Origin of the sequence: Kluyvera georgiana ATCC 51603 (assembly GCF_001654985.1) — a bacterium.
Lineage (GTDB): Bacteria > Pseudomonadota > Gammaproteobacteria > Enterobacterales > Enterobacteriaceae > Kluyvera > Kluyvera georgiana.
Window position 1 is genome coordinate 1 of record NZ_LXEU01000002.1, and the last position, 16,227, is coordinate 16,227.

At 57.3% G+C, this 16,227-nt stretch carries 12 protein-coding genes; 6 read left to right on the plus strand and 6 right to left on the minus strand.

Annotated features, from left to right (window positions below):
- Positions 1-140: 140 nt before the first annotated feature.
- A complete protein-coding gene (gene argB, locus M989_RS25400; RefSeq protein WP_157093495.1) occupies positions 141-917 on the minus strand; it encodes an acetylglutamate kinase in 777 nt (258 codons plus the stop codon).
- Between the two features lie 9 nt (positions 918-926).
- Complete coding sequence (gene argC / locus M989_RS25405; protein ID WP_064540313.1) at positions 927-1,931, minus strand: N-acetyl-gamma-glutamyl-phosphate reductase; 1,005 nt, start codon at positions 1,929-1,931, stop codon at positions 927-929.
- Between the two features lie 153 nt (positions 1,932-2,084).
- Here argC and argE point away from each other — a divergent pair, with 153 nt between their 5' ends.
- From argE to M989_RS00065, 3 genes are all read left to right on the plus strand, one after another.
- On the plus strand, positions 2,085-3,236 hold the full coding sequence (argE, locus tag M989_RS00055) for an acetylornithine deacetylase (protein ID WP_064540316.1): 1,152 nt from the start codon (positions 2,085-2,087) through the stop codon (positions 3,234-3,236).
- 312 nt (positions 3,237-3,548) lie between these two features.
- Positions 3,549-6,200 (plus strand): phosphoenolpyruvate carboxylase, encoded by a 2,652-nt coding sequence (gene ppc, locus M989_RS00060; RefSeq protein ID WP_064540318.1) that lies wholly within the window; start codon positions 3,549-3,551, stop codon positions 6,198-6,200.
- A 100-nt stretch (positions 6,201-6,300) separates the two neighbouring features.
- Positions 6,301-7,146 (plus strand): helix-turn-helix transcriptional regulator, encoded by an 846-nt coding sequence (locus tag M989_RS00065; RefSeq protein ID WP_064540321.1) that lies wholly within the window; start codon positions 6,301-6,303, stop codon positions 7,144-7,146.
- Here M989_RS00065 and M989_RS00070 read toward each other — a convergent pair.
- The 3 genes from M989_RS00070 to M989_RS00080 all read right to left on the minus strand — a co-directional run bounded on the left by M989_RS00070 (position 7,133) and on the right by M989_RS00080 (position 8,997).
- Complete coding sequence (locus tag M989_RS00070) at positions 7,133-7,489, minus strand: PTS fructose-like transporter subunit IIB (protein ID WP_064540324.1); 357 nt, start codon at positions 7,487-7,489, stop codon at positions 7,133-7,135. The genes M989_RS00065 and M989_RS00070 overlap by 14 nt on opposite strands.
- 90 nt (positions 7,490-7,579) lie before the next feature.
- A complete protein-coding gene (locus tag M989_RS00075; RefSeq protein ID WP_064540327.1) occupies positions 7,580-7,900 on the minus strand; it encodes a PTS fructose-like transporter subunit IIB in 321 nt (106 codons plus the stop codon).
- Between the two features lie 5 nt (positions 7,901-7,905).
- Positions 7,906-8,997, minus strand: coding sequence for a PTS fructose transporter subunit EIIC (locus M989_RS00080; protein WP_064540330.1), 1,092 nt, complete (start codon positions 8,995-8,997; stop codon positions 7,906-7,908).
- A gap of 312 nt (positions 8,998-9,309) precedes the next feature.
- Here M989_RS00080 and ptsP point away from each other — a divergent pair, with 312 nt between their 5' ends.
- From ptsP to gldA, 3 genes are read left to right on the plus strand one after another with little or no spacing between them, the layout of a single operon-like run.
- On the plus strand, positions 9,310-11,811 hold the full coding sequence (gene ptsP / locus M989_RS00085) for a phosphoenolpyruvate--protein phosphotransferase (protein ID WP_064540333.1): 2,502 nt from the start codon (positions 9,310-9,312) through the stop codon (positions 11,809-11,811).
- Positions 11,812-11,822: 11 nt separating this feature from the next.
- Positions 11,823-12,485: a fructose-6-phosphate aldolase gene (fsa, locus tag M989_RS00090; RefSeq protein ID WP_064540336.1), complete on the plus strand. Its 663-nt coding sequence runs from the start codon at positions 11,823-11,825 to the stop codon at positions 12,483-12,485.
- Positions 12,486-12,496: 11 nt separating this feature from the next.
- The gene (gene gldA / locus M989_RS00095; protein ID WP_064540339.1) at positions 12,497-13,600 is read left to right on the plus strand and encodes a bifunctional L-1,2-propanediol dehydrogenase/glycerol dehydrogenase; all 1,104 of its coding nucleotides are present in this window, start codon (positions 12,497-12,499) and stop codon (positions 13,598-13,600) included.
- 275 nt (positions 13,601-13,875) lie between these two features.
- Here gldA and katG read toward each other — a convergent pair whose 3' ends face one another.
- A complete protein-coding gene (katG, locus tag M989_RS00100) occupies positions 13,876-16,050 on the minus strand; it encodes a catalase/peroxidase HPI (RefSeq protein ID WP_064540342.1) in 2,175 nt (724 codons plus the stop codon).
- Positions 16,051-16,227 lie beyond the last annotated feature (177 nt).

Below are 16,227 nucleotides of genomic sequence, written 5' to 3' on the forward strand. Positions count from 1 at the left end.
ACCCTCACCCCGGCCCTCTCCCTGAGGGAGAGGGGGAAAACCGTCAGTTCCCTCGTCCCTGTGGAGAGTGGGAGAACTATACCGGCTCCGGCCAGTCCCCTCTCCCCTGTGGGGAGAGGGTTAGGGTGAGGGGGAAAAACTTATGCCAGAATACGCGTACCAATCGGCGTGCCGTTAAACAGCGCCGGCAGCTGCTCCGCGTGGCGCCATGAAGCGATATCTACCGGGCGGCCCAGCGTACGCGCTGCATCCAGCGCCGCGTTCACCTTCACAATCATGCCGTCGGTAATAATGCCCTGCTCGATAAGCTGTTCCGCCTTCGCTGCGGTCATTTCAGCAATACGCTGGCCTTTACCGTCGAGAATACCGCTCACGTCGGAAAGCAGAATCAGATCCGCACCCAGCGTGGCCGCCAGCGCGGTTGCCGCCTGGTCAGCGTTGACGTTCATCAATTGCCCTTCGGCGGTCACGCCGATAGAACTCACCACCGGCAGGAAACCGCCTTCCAGCAGCAGATTAATCAGTTTAGGCGAACCCGGCTGCGCCAGACCCACGTGACCCAATTCTTCATCCAGTTTAGTGACCTGCACGCTGTCACCATCTCCGAGGAACAGACCCACAGAGGCGATATCATGTTTCTTCGCCCAGGCCAGCAGCGTTTTGTTGGCTGTGCCCGCCAGCGCGCCGGTAATAATGTCGATCTGATCGGCAGGCGTCACGCGCAGGCCATTTTTCTTTTTCACCGGCAAATTGAGCTGCTTCATCAGCTCATCCACCACGCAGCCGCCACCGTGGACAATCACCAGCGGGCGTTGATGCGACTCGCGGTAGTTGACCAGCGCGGTAAACAGACGCTCCAGCGCCTCTTCGCTATCCAGTAACACGCCGCCCAGTTTGATAATTAATGGATTCATCATCGTCACACCTTAAATAAGAGACTGCGTCTCAGCGAAGCCGAAACGAATATTGGCGCACTGCACGGCCTGTGCGGCTGCACCTTTCAATAAGTTATCTTCGGTCGCCACCACGATCAGGTGCTCCCCCTGAACGGCAAAACCGATATCGCAGAACGGCAGGCCGACGACGTTTTTCAACGCCGGAACGCCCTTGTCGTATAAACGCACCATTGGCTTGTCGCCGTAGGCCTGCTGTAAGGCTTCCGCCACCTGCGCATGCGTCACGCCCGGCTTCAGGCGGCAGGTGATGGTTTCCAGAATCCCGCGCGGGAAGTTGCCCAGATGCGGAGTGAAAATGACCTCTGCGCCAAGATGACTGGCGATTTCCGGCTGATGGCGATGGGTAAACACGCCGTACGGTTGCAAGCTCACTTCACAGAAACTGTTGGAGATCGCCGCTTTACGTCCCGCGCCGCTCACGCCGCTGGTCGCGTTAATCACCGGCCATTGGCTGAGATCCAGTAAGTCGCCGTCAATCAGCGGTTTTAAAGAAAGCTGTGCCGCCGTGGGATAACAGCCAGGCACGGCAATCAGCTGCGCTTCTTTCAGCGCTTCGGCGCTCCATTCAGCCAGGCCATACACTGCCTGAGCCAGCAGCTCAGGGTGCTGATGGGTAAATCCGTAGTATTTTTCATAGAAGGCGCCGTCGTTTACGCGGAACGCGCCGGAAAGGTCGAACACCACGCAGCCCGCCGCGAGGAACTGCGGCGCAAGGTCGTGGCTGACTTCATGAGCGGTGGCAAGGAACACCACATCAACGCCGGCGCTGAATTCGCTGATGTCGGACATCGGCTGCAAAGGGAGATCAACAATCCCTTTTAGCTGTGGATGCAAATCGGAGATTAACTTTCCCGCATCATTGCTTTGCGCTGAGACCGTCAAAGCGGTTATGTTCATATGAGGATGGCGATTCACATAGGTCACAAGCTCAGCGCCAGCGTAACCGCTCGCGCCCACAATCAGCGTATTCAACATCGGGGCCGTTTACCTTCTTATGTCTGTTTGCCTGATTAAGCGTCGTCACTTCACCCTACCGTTGGTGGGTTTTCTTACGCCTAATGATAATGTATTTTTATTCACAAATACTGCATGAATATTGATACTATCACGACCCGAGGTGTGTCAACAATGAAAAACAATTTACCACCATTTATCGAGATTTACCGTGCGTTGATCGCCACACCGTCCATCAGCGCAACCGAAGAAGCACTCGATCAGAGTAATGCGTCTTTAATCACTCTGCTGGCCGATTGGTTCGCCTCTCTCGGCTTCAATGTTGAGGTGCAGCCGGTTCCCGGCACGCGCAATAAATTCAACCTGCTGGCCAGTACCGGACACGGCGCAGGCGGCCTGCTGCTTGCCGGTCATACCGATACCGTACCGTTTGACGACGGCCGCTGGACCCGCGATCCGTTCACCCTGACCGAGCACGATAACAAGCTCTACGGTCTGGGCACTGCCGATATGAAAGGCTTCTTCGCCTTTATTCTTGATGCGTTGCGTGATGTTGACGTGACGCAGCTGAAAAAGCCGCTCTACATTCTGGCCACGGCAGATGAAGAAACCAGCATGGCGGGGGCGCGCTATTTTTCCGAATCGACCGAGCTACGCCCGGACTGCGCTATCATCGGTGAGCCCACCTCATTGCAGCCGGTGCGCGCGCACAAAGGTCATATGTCGAACGCTATCCGCGTGATGGGCCAGTCCGGCCACTCCAGCGACCCGGCGCGCGGCGTGAACGCCATTGAAATCATGCACGACGCCATTGGCCGCGTGATGCAGCTGCGCGACTCGCTGAAAGAGCGCTATCACTATGAAGCGTTCACCGTGCCCTATCCAACGCTCAACCTCGGTAGCCTGCACGGCGGCGATGCTTCCAACCGTATCTGCGCCTGCTGTGAGCTGCATATGGATATCCGCCCGCTGCCGGGCATGACGCTGAGCGACCTCAACGGTCTGCTGGATGAAGCACTGGAGCCGGTCAGCGCGCAATGGCCGGGCCGCCTGACGGTCAGCGAGCTGCACGCACCGATTCCGGGCTATGAATGCCCGCCAGATCATCAGCTGGTTGAAGTGCTGGAAAAACTGCTCGGCACCAAGACCGAAGTGGTGAACTACTGCACCGAAGCGCCGTTTATCCAGACTCTGTGCCCGACCATCGTCCTGGGCCCAGGCTCGATTAACCAGGCACACCAGCCGGACGAATACCTGGAAACGCGCTTTATTAAGCCGACGCGCGAATTAATTACCCAGGTCGTGCATCACTTCTGCTGGCATTAATGTGTTCTGCCCGGTGGCGCTACGCTTACCGGGCCTACCTCCACCTGTAGGCCGGATAAGCGCAGCGCCATCCGGCATATCCCCACCTCCGTTTTCCCGCGATCTTCTTCACATTTTCATAAGCATTTCTTATCTGGCACGATGCGAATTAACTTTCGTCAATTGCCGCAATTTATTCGTTTGCTGAAGCGATTTCGCAGCAATTGACGTACGGGTTTTTACGTGGCTTTATAAAAGAGGTGTCTTTATCCCGCCCTTTCGTTCCAAAGGCTGGGATATAACAAAATAAAATGAGATGGGGTGTCTGGGTTAATGAACGAACAATATTCCGCGTTGCGTAGTAATGTCAGTATGCTCGGTAAAGTGCTAGGCGATACCATCAAGGATGCGCTTGGTGAGAACATTCTTGACCGTGTAGAAACGATCCGTAAGTTGTCCAAATCTTCACGTGCGGGCAACGAAGCCAATCGTCAGGAGCTGCTCACCACGCTGCAGAACCTGTCCAACGATGAACTGCTGCCGGTTGCCCGCGCGTTTAGCCAGTTCCTGAACCTGGCCAATACCGCCGAGCAGTACCACAGCATTTCGCCAAAAGGCGAAGCGGCAAGCAACCCGGAAGTGATTGCCCGTACCCTGCGTAAACTCAAAGACCAACCCAATCTCGACGAAACCACAATTAAAAAAGCCGTTGAATCCCTGTCGCTGGAGCTGGTACTCACCGCACACCCGACTGAAATCACGCGTCGTACGCTGATTCATAAAATGGGCGAAATCAACAACTGTCTGAAACAGCTCGATAATAACGACATTGCCGACTACGAACGCAACCAGGTAATGCGCCGTCTGCGCCAGCTGATTGCTCAGTCATGGCACACCGATGAAATTCGTAAGCATCGCCCAAGCCCGGTGGATGAAGCCAAATGGGGCTTCGCTGTTGTGGAAAACAGCCTGTGGGAGGGCGTACCGAACTACCTGCGTGAGCTGAACGAACAGCTGGAAGAGAACCTGGGCTACCAGCTGCCGGTCGATTTCGTGCCGGTACGCTTCACCTCGTGGATGGGCGGCGACCGTGACGGCAACCCGAACGTCACCGCCGAAATCACCCGCCACGTGCTGCTGCTCAGCCGCTGGAAAGCGACCGATCTGTTCCTGAAAGATATTCAGGTACTGATTTCCGAGCTGTCGATGGTGGAATGCACCGACGAACTGCGCGAGCGGGTTGGCGAAGAGGGCGCGACCGAGCCGTACCGCTACCTGATGAAAACCCTGCGCAGCCAGCTGATGGCCACTCAGGCCTGGCTGGAAGCGCGCCTGAAAGGCCAGCGCCTGCCGAAACCGGCCGGTCTGATTAGCCAGAACGAGCAGCTGTGGGAACCGCTGTACGCCTGCTATAAATCACTGCAGGCCTGCGGTATGGGCATTATCGCTAACGGCGAGCTGCTCGACACGCTGCGCCGCGTGAAATGTTTTGGCGTACCGCTGGTGCGTATTGACGTGCGTCAGGAGAGCACCCGCCACACCGAAGCGCTGGGCGAACTGACCCGCTACCTGGGCATCGGCGACTACGAAAGTTGGTCAGAAGCCGACAAGCAGGCCTTCCTGATCCGCGAACTGAATTCCAAACGTCCGCTTCTCCCACGTAGCTGGGAGCCAAGCAACGATACCCGTGAAGTCCTGAATACCTGTAAAGCCATCGTCGATGCGCCAATTGGCTCGGTTGCCGCTTACGTCATCTCGATGGCCAAAACGCCGTCCGACGTGCTGGCGGTTCACCTGCTGCTGAAAGAAGCGGGCATCACCTTCGCACTCCCGGTCGCGCCGCTGTTCGAAACCCTGGACGACCTGAACAACGCCGACGACGTGATGACCCAGTTGCTCAGCATTGACTGGTATCGCGGCTTTATTCAGGGCAAGCAGATGGTCATGATCGGCTATTCCGACTCCGCGAAAGATGCGGGCGTTATGGCTGCATCCTGGGCGCAGTACCAGGCGCAGGATGCGTTGATCAAAACCTGTGAAAAAGCCGGTATTGAACTGACGTTGTTCCATGGTCGCGGTGGTTCTATTGGTCGCGGCGGCGCGCCGGCGCACGCGGCGCTGCTCTCTCAGCCTCCGGGAAGCCTGAAGGGCGGCCTGCGTGTCACCGAACAGGGCGAGATGATCCGCTTCAAATACGGTCTGCCGGAAGTCACCGTCAGCAGCCTGTCGCTGTACACCAGCGCCATTCTGGAAGCGAACCTGCTGCCACCGCCGGAGCCGAAAGAAGAGTGGCGCGGCATCATGGACGAGCTGTCCGACATCTCTTGCGAGATGTACCGCGGCTACGTGCGTGAAAACAAAGATTTCGTGCCTTATTTCCGCTCCGCCACGCCGGAACAAGAGTTGGGTAAACTGCCGCTGGGTTCACGTCCGGCAAAACGTCGCCCAACCGGCGGCGTCGAGTCTCTGCGCGCCATCCCGTGGATCTTCGCCTGGACACAGAACCGTTTGATGCTGCCAGCCTGGCTGGGTGCCGGCGCCGCGCTGCAAAAAGTGGTGGAAGATGGCAAACAGAGCAAGCTGGAAACTATGTGTCGCGACTGGCCGTTCTTCTCTACCCGTCTGGGGATGCTGGAGATGGTCTACTCGAAGGCCGATCTGTGGCTGGCGGAATATTACGATCAGCGTCTGGTGAAACAGGAACTGTGGGGGCTGGGTACCGAGCTGCGCGAGCTGCTGGAAGCCGACATCAAAGTGGTGCTGGATATCGCCAACGATGCGCACCTGATGGCCGATCTACCGTGGATTGCCGAGTCTATCCAGCTGCGTAACATCTACACCGACCCGCTGAACGTTCTGCAGGCCGAACTGCTGCACCGTTCACGTAAAGCGGAAGAGGAAGGCCTGGAGCCGGATCCCAACGTCGAGCAGGCGCTGATGGTCACCATCGCAGGCGTCGCAGCGGGTATGCGTAACACCGGTTAATTCATCGGTACGCTGACATCCCAAAAGGCCACATTCTTTGTGGCCTTTTTTCATACCCTCAGTTAAGGTTTCTTTGTTGTTCATCACGACAGGGAGCCCCATGTTTTTCGACATCAACCCGCTGCTTTCCCGCCTTGCCTCCGGCACCACCCCGCTGCAGAAAATCGGTTTTGCCGGCAATCACACGCCCGTTCCCGATATGGCTTTTCAGGTCGACTTTCCGCGCCTCGAAATTGTGCTGGAAGGGCAGCTCGCCGACGCCGGACTGGGCGATGATACGCCCATGCAGGCCCTTGATGCGCTGTACGTTCCCGCTGGCGGCTGGAATTTTCCGCACTGGCTGGAACCCGCCACCACGCTGAGCATTCTGTTCGGCAAACAGCAGTTGGGGTTTAGCGTCCAGCAGTGGGATGGCTACCGCCTGAGCAACCTGGCGAAACAGCATGTTGCCCGTCGCGGGCCACGCGTCGGTTCTTTCCTGCTGCAAACCATGAACGAAATTCAAATGCAGCCGCAGGAGCAGCAAACCGCGCGGCTGATTGCCACCAGCCTCATCAGCCACTGCGCCGACCTGCTCAGCAGCCAAATTCAGACCGCCTCGCGCAGCCAGGCCCTGTTCGACGCCATTCGCGAATATATCGATAGCCACTTCGCCGAACCGCTAACCCGCGAATCGGTAGCACAGGCGTTCTATATTTCACCGAACTACCTGTCACACCTGTTCCAGAAAAGCGGCATTATGGGCTTTAATGAATATCTCAACCACACCCGCCTGGAGCACGCCAGACGGCTGTTGAAGGGGTATGATCTGAAGGTAAAAGAGATTGCCCACGCCTGTGGGTTCGTCGACAGCAACTACTTCTGCCGTCTGTTTCGCAAAAACACGGCGCGTTCGCCGTCAGAGTACCGTCGCCAGTATCACAGCCAGCTGACTACGACAGAATAATATGCGTGTGCTGAGGCGCGGAAAGCAGCTTACGCACCGCGCTCATCACCTTCTGCGGCTCGCGTAAGAAGGCGCTGATACCCGACTGTACGTAGCGACTTTGGGTAAAGCGTTCGCTCCCATTGAGCTCTATATCGGTAATCAGCAGCACCGCGTCAGCGCGGCGAATGTCCTCTTCCGTAAGCGCATTCTCAATGCCCAACGCACCCTGTGTTTCAATTTTGATGGTCCATTTTTCCTGCTGACAGAGCTTCTCCAGACGTTCAGCCGCCATATAGGTATGAGCCACGCCGCTTACGCAGGCGGTGACCGCCACTAACATTCGTCCGCCCGTTGCCGTCATCGTCTCCTCCTTGCAGAAAACAAACGCTGGCGGGCGCAAAAAATCTTTCGCACCCGCCGGTTTTAAAGTACCTATGGTATCGGGACAGGCTTATGCGCTCTGCGCTAAGTGTGCCTCAATTTTATTCATGATAGCGTCGGCGCGTTTTACTGCATCGCTAATATTGACGCGTACTATCGTTTTCCCGGTGAAGCGATCTTCAAATTTGATGCCGATATCCTTGGTCAGAATGACCATATCCGCCGCCTCGACGTCGCTTGCCGTCAGCGCGTTTTCCTGACCAATCGACCCCTGCGTTTCTACCTTCACGTTCCAGCCCCTGGATTTTGCCGCGCTCTCCAGCGCTTCCGCAGCCATATAGGTGTGTGCTACGCCGGAAGGACAGGCCGTTACCGCAATAATATTGGTCATAATCTCTACCTTCTCAATGAGTTAATTTCAAAATCTAAATCCAGGTCATCTTCTTTTTCGACAACCGCCTTCTTGTTCTTACGCGCCAGGCTTTTCAGCAGGTTAACGCTGACGGCGGTCACCACTGCCCCCGCCACAATCGCCAGCAAATAGCCCAGTTTGCCTTCTACCACTGGCAGGACAATCAGACCGCCCCATCCGGCGTAACACTGTGCCCCCATCAGCGCAGCGGTCACCGCGCCGCAAACGGAACCCAGCATGATGGATGGAATCACGCGTAGCGGGTCGGCGGCAGCGAATGGAATCGCCCCTTCGGTGACACCCACACAGCCCATGACGAGCGCCGCTTTCCCGGCTTCGCGCTCTTCATTATTGAAATTCTTACGATTAATCAGCGTTGCCAGCCCCAGTCCCAGCGGCGGAACGCAGATGCCGACGGCAGCAATCGCCACTACGGTATAAACACCCTGCGAAACACAAATCAGCATGAAGGCGTAGGCCACTTTGTTCACCGGGCCGCCCATATCGAACGCCAGCATCAGCCCCATGATGACCGCCAGCACCACGATGCTGCCCTGCTGCATCCCTTGCAGCCAGTGGGTCAGGCTGGTTGTCAGCAGGCCGACGGGTTCACCCAGCCCCCACATCATCACGCCTGCGGTTATGAATGTGCCGACGATAGGAATCACGAAGATTGGCATCACCGAGCGCAATACTTTGTGCACCGGGATTTTTTTCAGATAGTAGACGACGATTCCGCCGATAATCCCGGCGATCAGCGCGCCGAAGAAGCCCGCGCCAAAACTGTTGCCCACCCACGCGCCGATGGCGCAAGGCGCCAGCGCGGAGCGCTCGGCGATGGAGTAGCCAATGTACGCCGCCAGGAATGGCACCATCAGCGTCAGACCCGCGACGCCAATATCAAACAGCTTCTTCAGGTTGGGATCGGTGGCCGCATCCGGTACGGCCCCTTTGCCGTACAGCATGACCGAGACCGCCAGTAAAATACCCCCCGCAACCACAAACGGGATCATGTGCGACACGCCAGTCATTAAGTGCTGACGGGTGTTTTTGAGTATGTGCACCAATTCTTTCATCAGTCGCTCCTGGGCTTCTTCGGCCCATGTCCATTAAGGTGTTGTGGCAAACAATAGGCAATTGGCGACGGGACAGACAGTGGATAAAAAGTGCATTTACTGGATTTTTGTAATGTCAGAAGAAAAATGCGAGCGACCTCAAAAGTTAACGCCATCCCCCTCTTTATACGCACTACTGGCAACCTGTGAGATGGCTCGCATTTTCCAGCGGACAATACATTTGTCCAGTTTTTGACATAAATGTCAGATAGCCGCGCCGATAACATGCCCCCTATTCTGTTACCCATATCGACTGATTTGGGAGAGAAGGTTATGGCCTTGGTTGTTGAATTTATCTGTGAATTGCCGAACGGCGTGCACGCCCGTCCGGCCAGCCATGTCGAAACGCTGTGCAATACCTTTTGCTGCGACATTGAATGGCATAACCTGCGCACCGACCGTAAGGGCAACGCCAAAAGCGCGCTGGCGATTATCGGTACCGACACGCTGGCGGGCGATAGCTGCCGGTTGCTCATTAGCGGTGCTGATGAAAACGTCGCTCACGACCGCCTGTCCGTCTGGCTGAAAGACGAATTCCCACTGTGCGATGTGCCGCTGGCGCAAGTTACCCACGTGGAGCAAGAGCTGCTGCCGGCGTCGCTGACTCGCCTGAACCCAACGCTGTTCCGCGCGCAGCCGGTGTGCAACGGCAGCGCCGGCGGCGTCCTGACCCGCCTGGCCGCGCTGGATCTCAATAACCTCGGCGAGCTGCCTGCGGCACAAAGTCCGGAGCAGGAACAATCCGCGCTGGACGGCGGCCTGGCTCGCCTGGTGAAAACGCTGGAGCTGCGCCTGCTGGACAGCGACAGCACCGCCAGTACTATCCTTGAAGCACACCGTTCGCTGGCCACCGACACCTCGCTACGCCAGCATCTGCTGGAAGGCGTCAATCACGGCCTCAGCTGCGCGCAGGCAATTATCGCCAGCACCAACCATTTCTGCGCCGAGTTCGCCCGTTCCAGCAGCAGCTATCTGCAGGAGCGCGCGCTGGACGTGCGCGACGTCGGCTTCCAGCTTTTACAGCATATTTATGGCGAACAGCGTTTTCCGGCGCCGGGCCAGCTGACCCAGCCGTCTATCTGCATGGCGGAAGAGCTAACCCCAAGCCAATTCCTTGAGCTGGACAAAACGCAGCTGAAAGGCCTGCTGCTGCAAAGCGGCGGCACGACCTCACACACGGTAATACTTGCCCGCTCATTCAACATTCCCACCCTTGTTGGCGTGGAAATTGACGCGCTGGCGCCGTGGCAAAACCAGACGGTCTATCTCGATGGCAACGCCGGAGCGGTTATTGTCGCACCTGACGAAGCCATCACCCGCTACTACCAGCAGGAAGCGCGCGTTCAGGCCGCTATTCGTGAACAGCAAAGCGTGTGGCTGAATAAAGAGGCGCGCAGCGCCGACGGCATTCGTCTGGAAGTGGCGGCCAACATCGCTCACTCCGTCGAAGCGCAGGCGGCCTTTGGCAACGGCGCGGAAGCGGTTGGTCTGTTCCGCACCGAAATGCTGTATATGGACCGCGCCAGCGAGCCGAGCGAGAGCGAGCTCTACAATATTTTCTGTCAGGCGCTGGAGTCCGCCAACGGACGTAGCATTATCATCCGCACCATGGATATCGGCGGTGATAAGCCGGTGGATTACCTGAATATTCCAGCGGAGAACAACCCGTTCCTGGGCTACCGCGCGGTGCGTATTTATGAAGAATATTCCACGCTGTTCATCACCCAGCTGCGCGCCATTCTGCGCGCCTCGGCGCACGGCAGCCTGAAAATTATGATTCCGATGATCTCCTCCATGGAAGAGATCCTGTGGGTAAAAGAAAAAGTAGCCGAAGCGAAACAACAGCTGCGCAGCGAGCACGTACCGTTTGATGAGCGCATTCCGCTGGGCATCATGCTGGAAGTCCCTTCGGTGATGTTTATCATCGATCAGTGCTGCGAAGAGATTGATTTCTTTAGCATCGGCAGCAATGACCTGACGCAATACCTGCTGGCAGTCGACCGTGATAACGCAAGAGTAACCCGTCACTACAACAGTCTGAATCCGGCCTTCTTGCGCGCCCTGGACTTCGCCGTTCAGGCGGTGCATCGTCAGGGAAAATGGATTGGTCTGTGCGGTGAGCTGGGGGCGAAAGGCTCCGTCCTGCCGCTGCTGGTTGGGCTGGGGCTGGATGAAATCAGCATGAGCGCGCCGTCAATTCCAGCCACCAAAGCGCGTCTGGCACAGCTCGACAGCCGCGCCTGTCGTCAGCTTCTGAATCAGGCGATGGCCTGCCGTACCTCGCTGGAGGTGGAACATTTGCTGGCACAGTTCCGTATGAGCCAGCAGGATGCACCGCTGATTACCCCGCGCTGTATTTCGCTGGATAACGACTGGCGCAGTAAAGAAGAGGTGCTTAAAGGCATGACCGATAATCTGCTGCTCGCCGGGCGCTGCCGCTATCCGCGCAAGCTTGAGGCCGACCTGTGGGCGCGCGAAGCGGTCTTCTCAACCGGCCTGGGCTTTAGCTTTGCCATTCCGCACAGCAAATCTGAGCATATTGAACAGTCAACCATCAGCGTCGCACGCCTGCCCGCCCCGGTGGCATGGGGCGATGAAGAGGCGCAGTTCATCATTATGCTGACCCTCAACAAACATGCCGCGGGCGACCAGCACATGCGCATCTTCTCGCGCCTGGCTCGCCGCATCATGCATGAAGAATTCCGTAACTCGCTGGTTAACGCCGCCTCAGCCGACGCGATTGCCAGCCTGCTGCAACACGAACTGGAACTTTAAGAGGAAAGAGCATGGAACTGTATCTGGATACCGCCAATGTGCAGGAAGTTGAACGTCTGGCGCGCATCTTCCCGATTGCCGGCGTGACCACGAACCCGAGTATTGTCGCCGCCAGCCGCGAGTCTATCTGGGATGTGCTGCCGCGCCTGAAAAAAGCGATGGGCGAACACGGCACGCTGTTTGCCCAAACCATGAGCCGCACGGCGGAGGGCATGGTTGCCGACGCATGTCGCCTGAACGAGGCCGTTCCCGGCATCGTGGTGAAAGTTCCCGTCACCGCCGAAGGGCTGGCTGCAATCAAACTATTGAAAAAACAAGGTATACCGACGCTGGGTACTGCAGTTTACAGCGCGTCGCAGGGGCTGCTCGCCGCGCTGGCCGGAGCCGAATACGTCGCGCCATACGTTAACCGCGTGGATGCTCAGGGGGGCGACGGTATCCGCATGGTGCAGGAATTGCAAACGCTGCTGGAACTGCACGCACCACAGAGTAAAGTACTGGCCGCCAGCTTCAAAACCCCACGTCAGGCGCTGGACTGTTTATTGGCGGGATGTGAAGCCATCACCCTTCCTTTAGATGTAGCGCAACAAATGCTCGGCACGCCCGCTGTAGAGTCAGCTATAGAGAAGTTTGAGCAAGACTGGAAAAACGCATTTGGTAATCTGAACCTGTAAGGGAGAAATGTATGGATCGCATTATTCAATCGCCAGGTAAGTATATTCAGGGTGCTGACGTCATCACTCGCCTGGGTGATTACTTAAAACCGATGGCAAATAGCTGGCTGGTCGTCGGCGATAAGTTCGTACTGGGATTTGCCGAAGAGACGCTGCGCAAGAGCCTGACCGGCGCAGGTCTGTCCGTTGAAATCGCGCCGTTTGGCGGCGAGTGCTCACAGAATGAAGTCAACCGTCTGCAGGACGTCGCGACCAGTGCAAAATGCAGCGCCATTTTAGGTATCGGCGGCGGGAAAACGCTGGATACCGCGAAAGCGCTGGCCCACTTTATGAATTTACCGGTGGCAATCGTGCCCACCATCGCCTCTACTGACGCGCCGTGCAGTGCGCTCTCCGTGTTGTACACCGATGACGGTGAATTCGACCGCTACCTGATGCTGCCGCATAACCCCAACATGGTTATCGTCGACACCAAAATCGTCGCGGGCGCGCCAGCACGTCTGCTGGCCGCCGGGATTGGCGATGCGTTGGCCACCTGGTTTGAAGCCCGCGCCTGCTCACGCAGCGGCGCCACTACCATGGCGGGTGGTAAATGCACTCAGGCGGCGCTGGCGCTGGCTGAACTGTGCTACAACACGCTGATTGAAGAAGGTGAGAAAGCGATGCTGGCCGCTGAGCAGCATGTGGTTACCCCAGCGCTGGAGCGCGTGATTGAAGCCAATACCTATCTCAGCGGCGTTGGTTTTGAGAGCGGCGGTCTGGCCGCGGCGCACGCCATCCACAACGGTATGACGGCCATTCCTGACGCACACCATTTCTACCACGGCGAAAAAGTCGCCTTCGGTACGCTGACTCAACTGGTGCTGGAAAACGCGTCGGTGGAAGAAATCGAGACCGTTGCCGCGCTGTGCCACAGCGTTGGTCTGCCGATCACCCTCGCGCAGCTGGATATTAAAGAAGATATCCCGGCGAAAATGCGCCTGGTGGCGGAAGCGGCCTGTGCCGAAGGGGAAACCATTCACAACATGCCTGGCGGCGCGGAGCCTGACCGCGTTTACGCAGCGCTGCTGGTCGCTGACCAGTATGGGCAGCGTTTCCTGCACGAGTGGGAGTAACCCCCTCACCCTAACCCTCTCCCCACGGGGGAGAGGGGATCGTTTAGTGCGGTTTGTGAATACAGCGTTCAAAATCTGCTCAGACCGCTTTTCTCCCTCGCCCCTTTGGGGAGAGGATCGTAATGAGCCGTTTTAGGTACAGCACTCAAAATCGACTCGGGCCGATTTTCCCCCTCGCCCCTTTGGGGAGAGGGCCGGGGTGAGGGGAAATCCCGCCACCCCACCAACAAAAATCCCCGCTTTCGCGGGGATTTTTTTATACCGTCAAACCACCCTTACAGCAGGTCGAAACGGTCCAGGTTCATCACTTTCACCCAAGCCGCGACGAAGTCCTTCACAAACTTCTCTTTCGCATCGCTGGAAGCATAAACCTCCGCCAGCGCGCGCAGTACGGCGTTGGAACCGAACACCAGATCGGCTCGTGTCGCGGTATATTTCACCTCACCGCTCACACGGTCATGGCCTTCAAACAGCTCAGCCGTTTCGTCCGTTGCCTTCCATTCGGTGCGCATATCCAGCAGATTGACGAAGAAGTCGGTGGTCAGCGCGCCGACGTTGTCGGTCAATACACCGTGGTTGCTGCCGTCGAAGTTCGCCCCCAGTACGCGCATCCCGCCGACCAGTACGGTCAGTTCCGGTGCGGTCAGCGTCAGCAACTGTGCTTTATCAATCAGCAGAGACTCGGTGGTCGCTTCACCCGGCGCCGCACGATAGTTACGGAAACCATCGGCAACCGGCTTGAGCAGTTCGAACATCTCGATATCGGTCTGATCCTGACGCGCATCAACGCGGCCCGGAGTGAACGGCACGGAGATGCTAACGCCAGCCGCTTTCGCCGCTTGCTCAACGCCCACCACGCCAGCCAGCACGATAATATCGGCCAGCGACGCCTTATGCGCCGATTTATAGATGCCTTCCAGTACCGGCAACACGCGCGCCGCCGTGACGTTAACATCCCAATCACGCTGCGGAGCCAGCGCCAGACGCGCGCCGTTCGCGCCGCCACGCTTGTCACCGCCGCGGAAGGTTGAGGCTGACGCCCATGCTACCGACACCAGTTCGCTCACCGTCAGACCGGAAGCGGCAATATCCGCTTTCAGACTAGCGATATCTTCTGCTGACGGATTGAAGAACGCGTGCGGCAACGGATCCTGCCAAATCAGATCTTCTTTCGGCACTTCCGGGCCAATGTAACGCGCTTTTGGCCCCATATCACGGTGGGTCAGTTTGAACCACGCACGGGCAAAGGCTTCGTTAAAGGCCTGCGGATCGTTAAGGAAGCGACGGGAAATTTTCTCGAAGTCCGGGTCGAAACGCAGCGTCAGGTCGGTCACCAGCATCGTTGGCTTACGCTTTTTCGACGGGTCGAACGGATCCGGAATGATTTCCGGCGCGTCTACCGCTTCAAACTGGATAGCGCCAGCCGGGCTGCGGGTCTGTACCCATTCGTATTTGAACAGGTTCTCGAAGAAGTAGTTGCTCCACTGGGTCGGGGTCTGAGTCCATACCACTTCCAGACCAGAGGTAATCGCATCTTTACCGACGCCCGTGCCGAAATCGCTCTTCCAGCCAAGACCCTGGTTTTCAATCGGCGCCGCTTCCGGATCCGGACCGACATGCGTAGCCGGGCCCGCGCCGTGGGTTTTACCCAGCGTGTGACCACCGGCGATCAGGGCGACGGTTTCTTCGTCATCCATGCCCATGTTGCCGAAGGTGGCGCGAATCGCCGATGCCGCCGACAGCGGCTCACCGCTGGCGTTTGGTCCTTCCGGGTTAACGTAGATCAGGCCCATTTCAGTGGCTGCCAGCGGGCGTTTTGCCAGCTCTTCCGGGTCACGGTGCGCCAGCCAGGTTTTTTCATCACCCCAGTTCACGTCCTGATCCGGCTCCCACACGTCTTCACGCCCGGCGCCGAAACCAAAGGTACGGAAGCCCGAGTTTTCCAGCGCCACGTTACCCGCAAGAATATACAGGTCGGCCCAGGAAATTTTTTGGCCGTATTTCTGTTTGATGGGCCACAGCAGACGACGCGCCTTGTCCAGGCTCACGTTATCCGGCCAGGAGTTCAGCGGGGCAAAACGCTGTTGACCGCGACCCGCGCCACCGCGCCCATCGCTTGAGCGGTAGGTACCCGCACCGTGCCACGCCATGCGGATAAACAGCCCCACATAGCTACCCCAGTCGGCGGGCCACCAGGATTGTGAATCGGTTAACAGCGCGCGGATGTCCCCTTTCAGGGCGGAGTAATCTAATTTACTGAATTCTTTACGATAATCAAAATCCTCACCCAGCGGGTTGGATCGATTGGAATGCTGATTAAGTAGATCAACGCGCAGCTGTTTCGGCCACCAGTCTTTGCTACTGGTGCCGGCACCGGCGCTCTGGTCGTGGCCAACACCGTGGTGGAAAGGACATTTACCTGCGTTCTGGATATCGTCTGGCGTGCTCATCACTATGCTCCCTTACAGTATTTATCATTAAGATATACACCCCTGCTGATAAGTTATAGCTGAAATGACCCACGGATTTGATAGTTAATTCCTCTTATTTTTTCCTTGTCAGCGCGGAATTTTTGCGCAAGCCATACTTATCCTTGCATAGAAAGGGACACGATGACTGTGACCAGG